The sequence below is a fragment of the Dickeya sp. Secpp 1600 genome (genome assembly GCF_003049805.1).
Taxonomy (GTDB): Bacteria; Pseudomonadota; Gammaproteobacteria; order Enterobacterales; family Enterobacteriaceae; genus Dickeya; species Dickeya fangzhongdai.
The window spans coordinates 4,132,071-4,145,479 of the sequence record NZ_CP023484.1; the positions used below are offsets into that span (position 1 = coordinate 4,132,071).

General features: G+C 58.9%; 10 protein-coding genes. 2 read left to right on the forward strand and 8 right to left on the reverse strand.

The annotated features are described in order from the left end of the window. Nucleotides 1-2: 2 nt before the first annotated feature. The 6 genes from lplT to licT form a co-directional block, all read right to left on the reverse strand. Nucleotides 3-1,250 (reverse strand): lysophospholipid transporter LplT, encoded by a 1,248-nt coding sequence (gene lplT, locus CPA59_RS18440; protein WP_042860942.1) that lies wholly within the window; start codon nt 1,248-1,250, stop codon nt 3-5. Next, the gene (aas, locus tag CPA59_RS18445) at nt 1,247-3,445 is read right to left on the reverse strand and encodes a bifunctional acyl-ACP--phospholipid O-acyltransferase/long-chain-fatty-acid--ACP ligase (RefSeq protein WP_107760328.1); all 2,199 of its coding nucleotides are present in this window, start codon (nt 3,443-3,445) and stop codon (nt 1,247-1,249) included. The genes lplT and aas overlap by 4 nt, the downstream gene beginning before the upstream one ends. 303 nt (nt 3,446-3,748) lie before the next feature. Continuing rightward, nucleotides 3,749-5,146: a glycoside hydrolase family 1 protein gene (locus tag CPA59_RS18450; RefSeq protein WP_107760330.1), complete on the reverse strand. Its 1,398-nt coding sequence runs from the start codon at nt 5,144-5,146 to the stop codon at nt 3,749-3,751. Nucleotides 5,147-5,200: 54 nt separating this feature from the next. Beyond that, complete coding sequence (locus CPA59_RS18455; protein ID WP_107760332.1) at nt 5,201-6,691, reverse strand: glycoside hydrolase family 1 protein; 1,491 nt, start codon at nt 6,689-6,691, stop codon at nt 5,201-5,203. Nucleotides 6,692-6,707: 16 nt separating this feature from the next. Continuing rightward, nucleotides 6,708-8,606 carry a beta-glucoside-specific PTS transporter subunit IIABC gene (locus CPA59_RS18460; protein ID WP_049853837.1) on the reverse strand — a complete coding sequence of 633 codons (1,899 nt, stop codon included), beginning with the start codon at nt 8,604-8,606 and terminating at the stop codon, nt 6,708-6,710. 306 nt (nt 8,607-8,912) lie between these two features. Beyond that, nucleotides 8,913-9,788: a BglG family transcription antiterminator LicT gene (gene licT / locus CPA59_RS18470; protein ID WP_107760334.1), complete on the reverse strand. Its 876-nt coding sequence runs from the start codon at nt 9,786-9,788 to the stop codon at nt 8,913-8,915. Between licT and CPA59_RS22995 the strand changes: the two genes are divergently transcribed. Beyond that, a complete protein-coding gene (locus CPA59_RS22995; RefSeq protein WP_174213721.1) occupies nt 9,693-10,130 on the forward strand; it encodes a hypothetical protein in 438 nt (145 codons plus the stop codon). The two genes, licT and CPA59_RS22995, sit on opposite strands and share 96 nt — an antisense overlap. Before the next feature lie 184 nt (nt 10,131-10,314). Here CPA59_RS22995 and lpxO read toward each other — a convergent pair whose 3' ends face one another. Then, nucleotides 10,315-11,217, reverse strand: a complete 903-nt coding sequence (gene lpxO, locus CPA59_RS18475) for a lipid A hydroxylase LpxO (RefSeq protein ID WP_038920123.1) — start codon at nt 11,215-11,217, stop codon at nt 10,315-10,317. A 337-nt stretch (nt 11,218-11,554) separates the two neighbouring features. On the opposite strand from lpxO, the gene galR reads away from it, so the two are divergent. Beyond that, nucleotides 11,555-12,565, forward strand: a complete 1,011-nt coding sequence (gene galR, locus CPA59_RS18480) for an HTH-type transcriptional regulator GalR (RefSeq protein ID WP_038921111.1) — start codon at nt 11,555-11,557, stop codon at nt 12,563-12,565. A gap of 369 nt (nt 12,566-12,934) precedes the next feature. Here the strand turns inward: galR and CPA59_RS18485 are convergent, their stop codons facing one another. Beyond that, on the reverse strand, nt 12,935-13,408 hold the full coding sequence (locus CPA59_RS18485; RefSeq protein WP_107760336.1) for a GNAT family N-acetyltransferase: 474 nt from the start codon (nt 13,406-13,408) through the stop codon (nt 12,935-12,937). Nucleotide 13,409: the final 1 nt, after the last annotated feature.

The following is a 13,409-nucleotide window of genomic DNA, read 5'->3' on the forward strand; positions in this document are numbered from 1 at the left end:
CCTTATTCGCCGTCAGCCGAATGGGTCGTTGCCGCCGATTCAGGCCGACGCCGCCACTGGGTGACCTGCACCCAGACCCACAAACCGGCAATGGCCAGCGCAAACAGCACGCCGAAGCCGACGCCGATCGCCAGTACCGGCACGCCGACCTTCACCGCCAGCGAGTAGAGCGCCAGCATCAACAGCATGGCGCCGTTTTCGCCCAGGTTCTGCACCGCAATGGCGTTGCCCGCCCCCACGCTTTCCCGGCCGCGTTCCTGCAACAGCGCATTGAGCGGTACGATGAAGAAGCCGCCCAGCGCCCCCAGCACCAGCAGGCAGGCGTAAGCGCTAATCAGGCTGTGTTGCAGGGTGAACACCACCACCATCACGCCGATCAATACCCCGGCGGGCAGGCAGCGTCGCACGGTTTTCAGCGTGACCAGCTTACCGGCCGCCGCCGCGCCGACCACAATCCCCACCGCCACCATGGCGTTGAGCAGCGTCGGCGTCGAATTGTCGTTGATGCCCAGCGCCAGCGGCACCCACAGCACCAGCAGGAAACGCAGCGTCACGCCCGCGCCCCAGAACATGCCGGTGCCGACCAGCGAAAAACGGGTTTCGCCGTTGCGCCACAGCACGCGGCAGGCGTCAAAGAACGAGCGGGTCATGCGCGCCGGGCGCCAGGACGCGCCGGGGCGCGCCGCCGCCAGTTTCGGAATCAGCAGGTTGGCGGCCAGCGCGATGCCATAAGCCAGCGCACACACCGCCAGCGCGCCGTAGATCTGCCAGTCGGCCAGCACGCCGCCCACCACCGATCCGGTGAGAATGGCGGCGATGGTGGACGCTTCCATCAGGCCGTTGGCTTTCACCAGCTGATCGCCGCGGGTGATTTCGCCCAAAATGCCGTACTTGGCCGGGGAATAGGCCGCCGCGCCCAGCCCCACCAGCGTGTAACCCAGAAACGGATTGCCGCCCAGGCAGATCAGCAACGCACCGGCCAGTTTCAGTGCGTTGGCGAACATCATCACCCGCCCTTTGGCGAAACTGTCGGCGAACTGGCCGACAAACGGCGCCAGCACAATATAGGCGGCGACAAACCCCATCTGCAGGAAAGGCTGGCTCCAGTCGGGGTAAGCCAACGATTTCACCAGCGCCAGCGTAGCGAACAGCAGCGCGTTATCGCCGAAGGCGGAGAAAAACTGCGCCACCATCACCGCGTTCATGCCGCGGGAAAACAGCGATGACGAGGGAGAAATCTGATTACTCATGCATCATGCTCCGGTTGTTCCCCGGCCTCCTCCGCCGCCTCACCAACGGGCTGTTCCGCCAGTTGGCGCAGCGTGACGAAGTCCGGTTTGCCGCTGCCCAGCAACGGCAGCTCTTTCAGGTAACGGATATCGCGCGGCACCGCCAGTTCCGGCATGCCGCTCTGGCGCGCCTGCGTCAGCAAGCTGTCGCGGGTGAGACCGGCATCGGTGGTAAACAGCACCAGCGCCTCCCCTTTGCTGCTGTCGCTGCGGGCGCTGGCGGCGTGCTGCGCCTGCGGCGATACCTGATTCGCCAGTTGCTCCACGCTCTCCAGCGACACCATTTCCCCGGCCAGTTTGGCAAAGCGCTTAACGCGGCCGACGATGGTGCAGAAGCCCTGTTCATCCAGATCGACGATGTCGCCGGTGTCGTACCAGTTCGATTCACGCTGCCCCAGCTCGTTTTCCGCCGCGGGCAACTCCAGCTCGCCGGGGTTTTCCACCCGCAGATAGCCTTTCATCACGTTCGGCCCGCGCAGTTGCAGACGGCCGCCATGATGGATGCCCGGCACCGGAATCAACCGCGACTCGATGCCCGGCAACAGCCGACCGACGGAATGCAGTTTGCAAGCCATCGGCACGTTGATCGCCACCACCGGCGCGCACTCGGTCACGCCGTAGCCTTCCAGAATGCGGATGCCGAATTTGTCCTGCCATACGGTCCGCACCCGTTCGGACAGTTTTTCCGCCCCGGCCACCACGTAGCGCAGGCGGGCGAAATCGTACGGATGGGCGAAGCGCGCATAGTGCCCGAGGAAGGTGGAAGTACCGAACAGCACCGTGCAGTTGCGGTCATACACCAGCTCCGGCACGATGCGGTAATGCAACGGACTCGGGTAGAGGAACACCCGCGCGCCGGTCATCAGCGGCGTCAGCAGCCCCACCGTCAGCCCGAAGGCGTGGAACAGCGGCAGCGCCGACATAAAACGGTCACGCGGCGTGAAATCGGCCACGGTGCGGATCTGCTCCACGTTGGCCGTCAGGCTGTTGTGGGTATGCACCACCCCTTTCGGGTTGCCTTCCGAGCCGGAGGTAAACAGGATGATCGCCGCGTCGTCCGGCTGTTGCGGGCGCATGGCGCGCGTCGGGAACAGCAGGTGGAACAGGATCCACAGTTTGTCCGACAGCGTAACGGTATCCTTCAAATCTTCCAGATAGACCCAGTTAGCCTCTTTCACCTGCTGCGGCAGGTGGGTCAACTTGCCTTTCTCCAGAAACTGCCGCGAGGTGACGATGGTTTTAATCCGCGCCGCGGTCATCGCGCTCTGAATCCCTTTCGCCCCGGAAGTGTAGTTGAGCATTGCCGGCACCCGGCTGCCGAGCGACGCGCCGAGAATCGCGGCGGCGGTGACGGTGGCGTTGGGCAGTAGCAACCCGACATGTTCGCGCTCGCCGGTAAAGCGCTGCAGAATGCGCGACACCCCGAGCGATTTTTTCAGCAATCCGTGGTAGCTGTCTTCCTTCAGGTTGATGTCTTCAATGCACGGCGAGTGGTAGCCGTAACGGGCGCAGGCAGCCAGAAAGGCTTCATATAACGTATGGTGCGGGCGCACCGCCATGCGTGCGTCCATCATGATGCGATGCAACGCTTCTCCCGCCAGCTCGCGGCGTTCGCGCGCCGAAGACGCCACCGGCATCGGCAGCTGGGCCGGCGGTAAAAAATGGAGGGAAATCTGTGGAAACAGACGGCGACGCAACACGCCGCCCAGACGGCCGAAATGGGTGAACTCCGGTCCTTCGATACGCACCGGCACCACCGTTGCGCCAGCGCGGGCGGCCACAAACGCCGCGCCGCTGTAAATCTTCATCAGTGAACCGGTGACGGAGATACGCCCCTCCGGGAACACCACCACCGGGCGACCCTGCTCCACCAACCGGATCAACTGTTTAATCGCCAGCGGTTTGGTCGGGTCCAGCGGCAAAAAATCAATATACGGTTTCAGCCAGCGCATGAACCAGCGGTCGGTGATGCTGGAATAGACGGCGAACACCGGTTTGCTTTGCACCGGCAGAAACAGCGCCATCAACATGCCATCAAGGAATGAAACGTGGTTTGGGGTAATCAATATCTTTGACTGCCGGAAACTGCTTTCATCACCCGTGATCTGAATGCGGTACAGATGCTTCAGCACCCAGCGTAAAAAGGTATAAATCATCCCACCTCCCTATGTGTAAACAGTAACCCAGTCCGGTTTGGACCCACATACCGCCGATGGTTCATGGTCGCTCGCTCCCATCGATTGTTCACTTTCGCCGTCGGCATAACCGCGACGTCGGGATAGCGCGCGCACCGCGGCGCGCGCCCCCATCAACGGGTTCACCATACCATAAACCGCACCAACATTAGCGATGAAAACACCGCCGGAATCAGCGGCAATAGGGAGTAAAAAAACGGCCGAAAATCATCATACTGCGGCGGGGAAAGATCGGGCGGGTGCGGCCCGCCCAGGGGAAGGGGGTTACAGCACTTCGCCGTTACTGGCGATCACCTGCCGGTACCAGTCAAAGCTCTTTTTCTTACGGCGCGCCAGCGTGCCGTGGCCGTCATTGTCTTTATCCACGTAGATAAAACCGTAGCGCTTTTTCATCTCGCCGGTGCCGGCGCTGACGATATCAATCGGTCCCCACCAGGTGTACCCCATGATGTCGCAGCCATCGGCAATCGCCTGCGCCACCTCGTGCAGATGCTGTTGCCCGTAGCGAATGCGGTCGTCATCGTTGATGACGCCGTTGGCGTCCGGCACATCCACTCCGCCGAAGCCGTTTTCGACAATAAACAGCGGCTTTTCATAGCGATCCGCCAGTTCGTTACACACCAGCCGCAAACCTTTGGCGTCAATCGGCCAGCCCCAGTCGGTGCTTTGCAGATACGGATTTTCCTTGCCGATCACCCCGCCGGTATCCGCCAGCACCGGCATACCGGCCTGATAGGTGGCGCTGCGGTAATAGCTGAACCCGAGGTAGTCGGACGGATGTGCCGCCAGCAACGCCAGATCGCCCGCTTCCATCGCCAGTTCAATGCCATGTTCGCGCCACATCCGCTGACTGTAAGCCGGGTAGCGACCGCGCATCATCACATCGGCGTAAAACAGCGAGCGACGCCGCATCTGCATCGTTTCGAACACGTCATCCGGGCGGCAACTGTGCGGATAAACGGTGCTCAGCGACAACATGCAGCCGATGCGAGCGTCCGGAATTAGCTGGTGACACAGCTGGTTAGCCAGCGCGTTGGCGACAAACATGTGATGGCTGGCCTGATAAATCACCGCCAACCGTTCCTCCGTCCCCGGCTGCACCGCGCCGGTGGCGAACGGGATGCGGTTCATGTTGTTCAGTTCGTTGAACGTCATCCAGTACTTCACCTTGTGCCGGTAACGGCGAAACACCGTGTCGCAATAGCGGACGAAATACTCCACCAGTTTACGGTTGTGCCAGCCGCCGTAGCGCTGGTACAACGCCAGCGGCGTTTCATAGTGCGACAGGGTAATCACCGGTTGGATGCCGTACTTCAATAGTTCGTCAAACAACTGGTCGTAGAAACGCAGCCCCGCTTCGTTGGGCTGCGTCTCATCCCCCTGCGGGAAAATACGCGACCAGGCGATTGAGGTGCGAAAGCATTTGAACCCCATTTCAGCGAACAGGGCGATGTCGTCCCGGTAGCGGTGATAGAAATCGATCGCTTCGTGGCTGGGGTAGTAACTTGCGGGGTCGACAGCCGTATCCGGTTTGCCCGCCACGATGCCGCCGCGTACCACATCGGCAATCGACGGCCCTTTGCCGTCCTCATTCCAGGCGCCTTCCGCCTGATTGGCGGCAATCGCGCCGCCCCATAAAAACCCTTGCGGGAAACGAGCCATGATCACTCCTTACATGTCCGGTAAAGCCGGCGGCCCGCGCCGCCGGCGTCTGGGTCAGTCGAGGTCCGCGCCGTTGGAGGCGATCAATTTTCGATACCAGTAGAAGCTCTTCTTGCGCGAGCGCTGCTGGGTGCCATGGCCGTCGTCGTCCTGATCGACGTAAATAAAGCCGTAGCGCTTGGAGATTTGCGAAGTGCCGGCGCTGACCACGTCGATCGGCCCCCACCAGGTGTAGCCGAACAGTTTGACGCCGTCCGCCAGCGCTTCCTTCATTTGTTCCACATGTTGACGCAGGTATTCGATGCGGTAGTCATCGTCGATTGAACCGTCCGGATTGACGCTATCCAACGCGCCCAGCCCGTTTTCGGCGATGAACAGCGGTTTCTGATAGCGGTCATACAGCTGGTTGAGCGCCAGCCGCAACCCTTTCGGGTCAATCTGCCAGCCCCACTCGCTGGTGGGCAGATAGGGATTGCGGATGCCGCCGGTGATCAGGTTGCCGGTCGCGCCTTCCAGCTTTTCCGGGTGGGCGCTGACGGTGCTGGACATGTAGTAGCTAAACGACACGTAATCCACCGGGTACTGCCGCAGGATCTCGTCGTCCCCCTGTTCCTTGTTCAGCACCACGCCTTTTTCCGCCAGCATACGGTCGGTATAGGCCGGGTAGTAACCGCGCGCCTGCACGTCGCTGAAGAACAGCGACACCCGCTGCGCTTCCTCGCAGGCCTGCAGATCGTCCGGGTGACAGGTGTTGGGATAGAGGATCTGATAGCTGATCATGCAGCCGACCTGCGAACCGGGAATGATCTGATGACAGGCTTTGGTCGCCAGCGCGCTGGCGATAAACTGATGGTGAACGCCCTGATACTTGTCCTGCTCCAGATGCGGATTGTCTTCTTCGATCACCCCGACGCTGACGTAGGGGTGATGTTTGACGCAGTTGATCTCGTTGAAGGTCATCCAGTATTTGACCTTGTGTCGATAGCGCTCGAATACCGTGGTGGCGAAACGCACGTAAAAATCGACCAGCTTACGATTGGGCCAGCCGCCGTATTCGGTAACCAGACACAGCGGCATCTCGTAGTGGGACAACGACACAATCGGCTGAATGTTGTGCGCCAGCAGGGCATCAAGCACCCGGTCGTAAAACGCCAGCCCATCTTCATTCGGTTCGGTTTCGTCGCCGCGCGGAAAAATGCGCGTCCAGGCGATCGACATACGAAAGCACTTGAAGCCCATCTCGGCGAATAGCGCGATATCTTCCTTGTAGTGGTAATAAAAGCCGTTGCCCTTACGTTTTGGATAGTACTTTTTACTGTGCGGGTCCTGCGCGTCCGCCACCTGCTGGTGGGTCATAAACAGCCACTGATCCAGCCAGCGTTCTTTGGGCGTGCGGCTGTCAAAGGTATACACGTCCGATACCGACAGCCCTTTGCCGCCCACGTTCCAGGCGCCTTCTAGTTGGTTGGCGGCCGTCGCGCCGCCCCACAGAAAATCCGGTGGAAACGCGTTTAAATCCGATGGACACGTTTTTGATACGCTCATGCTTGTTTCCTCTCCCTCAGGCCGCCGCAGCGGTCAGTTTCATCAAGGCGTCGCGCGAGTGGACGTCGCCATTCAGCAACGGGCTCACTTCGCCATAACATTCGGTATTGGTGACGATCACGATCACGCTGGGGTCGATGCCTTCCGCCAGCAGCGCCGGCAGGTCGAAGCTCACCAGCGGTTCACCGACTTCCACTATCTGCCCGGGCTGGGCGTGACGGATAAAGTGGCGGCCGCCGAGTTTGACGGTGTCGATGCCGATGTGGATCAGCACCTCGGCGCCGGTGTCGCTTTTGAGCGTCAGCGCGTGGTGGGTGTCGAATATCGACTCGATGCGCCCATTGACCGGCGACAGCAGTTCGCCGTTTTCCGGGTAGATGGCGATCCCCTTGCCGAATACCTCCCCGGCAAATACCGGGTCGCTGAGGCTCTCCAGCGCCACCACCCGACCGGCCACCGGCGCGAACAGTTTTTCGTTATGCAATAGCTGTTCGTTATGCTCGCTCAGCGCCACCGGCGCGGCCGGCATCACCGTCTGCCCTTCATGCGGCGTGGCGGCTTTTCCCACGTTCTCTTCAAATCCGAGTAAGCAGGTCATCACCGTTGCCGTGGTGAACGAAATCGCCATGCTGGCCAGCGCGTACAGGAAGGTCGGCCCCACCAGCGCGGGCAACCCCGGCAGCCCGCTCAAGGCAAAGGCGTAGGTCTTCACCCCGAAAAACATGGCGAACGCGCCGCCGCAGGCGCCGCCAATCAGCGCGGCGGCGAACGGGCGTTTGAAACGGATATTGACGCCGTACATCGCCGGCTCGGTGATACCCATAGTGGCGGTCAGGCTGGTGGACAACGCCAGCGACTTGGTTTTCTTGTCGCGGGCGCGCAGGAACACGCCGAACGCCGCCCCCGCCTGCCCCATGTTGGCGATATAGAAGATGATCTTGAACGGATCGAACCCCATCTTGCTGATGTTGTTGATCATGATGGGGATCAGCACATAGTGCATGCCGGTGATGATGATCATCGACAGCGTGCCGCCCAGAATCAGCCCGGCGAGAATGCCCATGTTGTCCACCAGCCAGACGATACCGGTGGAAAGATGGTTTCCGACGATGATGCCGAGCGGGCCGATGGCGATCAGCATGACTGGCGCGACGATCAGCAACGTCAGCAGCGGCACGAACATGGTTTTCAGCGCGCCGGGCATGATGCGGTCGACGCGGCGCTCCACCCAGGACATCAGCCACACCGCCAGCAGAATCGGGATCACCGACGAAGCGTAAGACACCGGCGATACCGGCAGCCCGAGGAAGGTAATCTCGCCGCCGCCTTGAAACAGCTTGGTCAGAGTGGGATGCAGCAACGTAGCCGCCAGCGCCACCGCCACATACGGATTACAGCCAAACTTGTGGGCGGCGCTGAACGCCAGCACCAGCGGCATAAAGTAGAAAATACCGTCGCTGATGGCGGACAGAATCAGGTAGGTTTGGTTGGTGTTGGATACCCAGTGCAGCGCCACCAGCAGCGACAGGATCCCTTTGAGGATACCGGCGCCGGCAATGGCCGGGATCACCGGCGAGAAGATGCTGGAAAACGCCTCCAGCAGCGCCGAGATAGGGTGTCGCGGCCGCCCAGCCTCCGGGGCATCGGCGGTCTGGCTCGCCAGCAGCGGAAACTGCCGGATCAACGCGCGGTAAACATCCGCCACGTCGTTGCCGATGATCACCTGAAACTGTTCGCCGGCGACATTAATACCAATTACCCCGTCTAATGCTTCCAGCTGGGCGCGATCGATACGTTGCGCTTGATGCAAATAAAAACGCAATCGGGTAATACAATGAAAAACCTGTCGGATATTTCCTTCCCCCCCGACAAGCGCCACAATGTTCTTTGCCGTCTCCTGATAATTAACTGACATAACAATTCCTCTTTCCAGAAAGAAATCTTACGATTTCTGCAACAACCGCACGGTATTTACCGTGGCGCCTTGTTCCTCTGGGGTTTGCCTGCGTCAGCGGATATCGCCTCGTCTCCGACGAATCGCCGCTGCCAGTAACAAGCCTATTCGGAATGATTTATACCCTTTATACTTCAAGTTGCCGGTGTGTTGGCTGCCCTCATTCACCCCGGTCACTTACTTATGTAAGCTCCCGGGGATTCATTCGGTTGCCGCGTTACAAGGCTCTTATGAGCCTTGCCCTAAAGGGCCAACGCGTGGCGTTGTTCAAAACGCAGAACGTTTTGTCCTGCAACTCGAATTATTTTGGGTAAGATAATGAATCATATTATCGATATGAATGGTTAGGTAGAGTTTCTCCGAATTGGTCATGGTGTGTTGGTAGTTTTTTTTGATAAAGGTATTGATGGCTTCCACACAGCCCAGCGTTTTTTGATAACGTTGCTGAACCATGGTAAATAAATCGCCGTCGTCATTATCCAGCGAAGCGCCTTCCACCACCCGTTGAGAAAAAAACTTCAGGTGGGTAATGAAGCGGTAATAATTGCCGTTGTTTTCATCCAGCGGCACCTGAAAATAATATTTGACGATATTCTGCACCTGATAAATCAGCTGCGTAATCTGCTTCATATTACCGATATTGTCGCCAAGCTCGGCATTGACGATATGCAACGCAATACTGCATGCCTCATCTTCCGGCAGAGTGACGCCCAGCGTTTCCTGTATCAACGCGAGCGCTTGCTCCGCCACGGCATACTCTTGCTTGTAGAAGTGGCGCACTTCCCAGTGCAGCGGGTTCTGAATCAGGGTGCCGTTGCGCTGGCACTGCAGGGCAAACGCGAGGTGGTCGGCCAGCGTGACGTAAATGCCTTCGCTCAGTTTCTGCTGTAGTTGCTTTTTCACCGTTTCGACAATGTCGCTGGTCAGTTGCAATATTTCCAGCGGGACTTCCTGCGCCAGGTCCTTAAAACGCGCGGAAATGACGTTATCCTGCAAACGGAATATTTTTTCCACCCGCGGCATTTCCACATCCTGCCCGGTTCGGGAATGAAAACCCAATCCGCAGCCGGTCAAGATAAGCTCCTGCCCCTGATTGTCGGTAACGCTGACTACATTATTATTCAGGACTTGAGTTATCTTCATCGCATTTCCCCTGAAAACAGAAACGGGCAAAACGTAAATACAGCAGACGGCGAAGTCATTCGACTTCATACGATTGCTGCACTTATGTTTTGCCCGCCGAACGGTAACAAGCCTTATGCAATGAGCAAAAACTATCACCCGCTATTTTTGGCGTCAATCGCGCCTCTGACAGGTGGCAGGATTTCTTTTTTATTTGTGACAAGGGTATTATTTTCCCGCCTGTCGGAACGCAGGCAAAAAAAAAACCTACGCATCCGCGTAGGTTGGTGCAATTTGAATGGTTCAATGTGGAGAACACATCGATTTGTCACCCATCAATACCTCTGGGACTTGTTACTCTAAAGAGAGTCATCCCGAATCACTAGCGCAGAATCGAAAGATAAACGTTCGAAGTGCAACCAACTGTAAAATTCTCGAGTGAGCTGTAATAAAGCCGTGAAAAACAACGGTTGTCATGCAATTCGGCCGACTTTACCGGCCGACGCCGACCAGAATTCAGCCGGCGGACGATCGCCGCTCGGGCTGGCTATAACGCCAGCCAGATCAGCGCCGCAATACCGCCGAACAACGTCCACTTCACCAGATAGTAAACCGGCTTGTTCCAGCTTTTCAGCCGCTTGCCCACTTTTCTGATCGCATAGACATAGCGGAAGATCCGGTTAATCCCGCCGGTGCGATCCGCGTCGGTATTAGGCGCAGCCGCCGCGCTCATCAGATTGCGCCCCACCCAGTGATTGATCGCCTGCGCCCAGCGATAGCGCATCGGCCGTTCGATATCGCAAAACAGGATCAGCCGATTCTGACCGCTGGTGTTTTCCGCATAATGAATATAGGTTTCGTCGAACAGCACGCCTTCGCCATCACGCCAGCTGTAGCGCTCGCCGTCGACCTCGATAAAACAGCGATCGTCATTGGGCGTCTTCAGCCCCAGATGGTAACGCAGCGAACCGGCGTACGGGTCGCGGTGGCGCGGCAAACGACTGCCATCCGGCAGGGTGGCGAACATCGCCGCCTTTACCGACGGCAGTGAACGCAGCAACGCCGTAGTATTGGGGCACATCACATCCGCGGACGGATGAGCATCCTCATACCATTTCAGGTAGAACCGTTTCCAGCCGGTCTTGAAGAACGAGTTGAAACCGGCGTCGTTATAGCGATCCGACGCTTTGATTTCCTGCATTGCCAGCAGCTTTTCCCCCTCTTCCCGGATCATCGGCCAGTTCTCCTGCAACACCGCCAGTTCGGGGAAATGGCCGGGCCTGAGATACGGCGTCACCGGGACGCGGGAAAACAAGTACATAAAGCCGTTGAGCGGCGCGGTAAAGGTCGAGTGATCCGACAGTTGGCGCCAGAACTTATAACGTACGCGACCACGAAAGTGGACATAGGCGACCGCCAGAATAAACACCATCAGAATGACATATTTCATGCAGTGACTTCCCTGAGAGCGATGAGCCCATCCTGCCCGCATGGGAAAGGCCGGCCTACTTTCCGGCGTCATTCCCGATACAGAGCATCAGCACCCGGCGCAGGATGACGGCTCGTTGAAGAAACACATTTATAACGTATGGTAAACAACACATTCATAACCTATGGCAAACAACACATTTACGTTTCACCAATATTGCTGCCGGGGAGAATATGACGACGCGCCGACAGCGAAAGTTGCGATCCCCGCCTCTTGCGGCTGCGGCTTAATTCCGTGACACTCTGGCAGTCACTTGATTCAGCGCACCATTTCACATCAGGAACAACAGGAAACCTCCATGGCCACCATTAAGGACGTCGCCAGGCTGGCGGGCGTGTCGGTCGCAACCGTGTCGCGCGTCATCAACGATTCGCCGAAAGCCAGCGCACAGGCGCGCAACGCCGTACTGCAGGCCATGCAGCAGTTGCAATACCATCCGAACGCCAACGCCCGCGCGCTGGCCCAACAATCCACCGAAACGCTGGGGCTGGTGGTGTCCGACGTGTCCGACCCATTTTTCGGCACGATGGTCAAAGCGGTGGAGCAGGAGGCTTATCGCACCGGCAACTTCCTGCTGATTGGCAATGGCTACCACGTGGCGCACAAGGAGCGTCAGGCGATCGAACAGCTGATTCGCCACCGCTGCGCGGCGCTGGTGGTCCACGCTAAAATGCTGCCGGATGAGGAACTCACGCAACTGATGGAACAGATTCCGGGCATGGTGCTGATCAATCGCATCCTGCCGGGGTATGAAGCGCGCTGCGTGGCGCTGGATAACCGCTACGGCGCCTGGCTGGCGACCCGACACCTGATCCTGCAAGGGCATCGTCAGATCGGCATCCTGTGTTCCAACCACGCCATCTCCGACGCCGATGACCGTCTGGCCGGCTACCGGGACGCGCTGGCCGAGCACGCGATTCCGCTGGATGAGCAGTTGATCGCCTACGGCGAACCGGACGAAAGCGGCGGCGAAGCCGCGATGATCACGCTGCTGGAACGCGGCCGCCCGCTGACCGCGCTGAGCTGCTACAACGACCCGATGGCCGCCGGCGCGCTGGCGGTGCTGAGCGATAACGGCATTGAGGTGCCGCGGGATATGTCGCTGATCGGCTTCGATGATGTGCTGCTGTCGCGTTACCTGCGCCCGCGCCTTACCACTATCCGCTACCCGATTACCGCAATGGCGACGCAGGCGGCGCAGATTGCGCTGGCGCTGGCCAACGACACGCCGCTGCCCAACGCCATCAACCTGTTCCACCCGACGCTGATCCGCCGTCATTCAGTCGCCAGTTTGAATAATGGGCACTAGTGGTGCGTCAAGGCTGTTAACAAACAGCCACGTTGTCTCACTAATAATGGATTTATATCTGGTTGGTGAATGGTTTCGTGCGGGATAACCGGTGTCGTTTCCTTGTTGCTTCATCGCACGCACGACAAGGAGAGGTGCAAGCGCCACCTCTCCTTGACCACTGGCTAAGGGCTAAACCGTGCCGCTAACGCGGTGCCTTCGGCATTCGTCTTCGCTGTTCGGACCGCCCGTGACGTGCTCCCGACACGGCACGGGCTTGCGCTGCTTCCCTGCCGCGCATCCGGCGAAGCCGCCTGCCTCAGCACGGTTTTTGACGCCGGAAAACCCATCATATAAGCCGTCATTGGTTAGACTTGCCAACGAAATAGATTACCTTAACGCGCGGTGATACAACCGCACCATTTTGTCGGGGTACTCCGGCGCGTCGCCGAGATAGCGCCAGCCGTGGCGTTCGTAGTAGCCGCTGAAATCGGCGTAGAGATAGAGATCGTCAAAGCCGCGCTCGCGGCTGAATTCCACCACAAAGCGCTGTAGCTCGGCGCCCAGCCCGCGATCGCGGTAGCGCTCGTCCACATAAAGCGCCGCCAGCCAGGGGGTCAGATCCTGCCGGCTGATCAGATCGCAACGCCACAGCCCGACGGTGCCCACCAGTCGCTCGCCTTCCAGCGCCACAAACGTCAGCGGCAACGCCCGTCTGTCCATGCTGTGATGCACCACGCTGGCAAAAAAGTCCCGACTCAGCCCGTCGCCAAACGCCTGCCACAGCCAGTCGACGACCTGGGTTTCAAAATGCGGGTAATCCGCCAGATAGCCAATCGTTGGCTGAGATTCCATCGTCGTCATG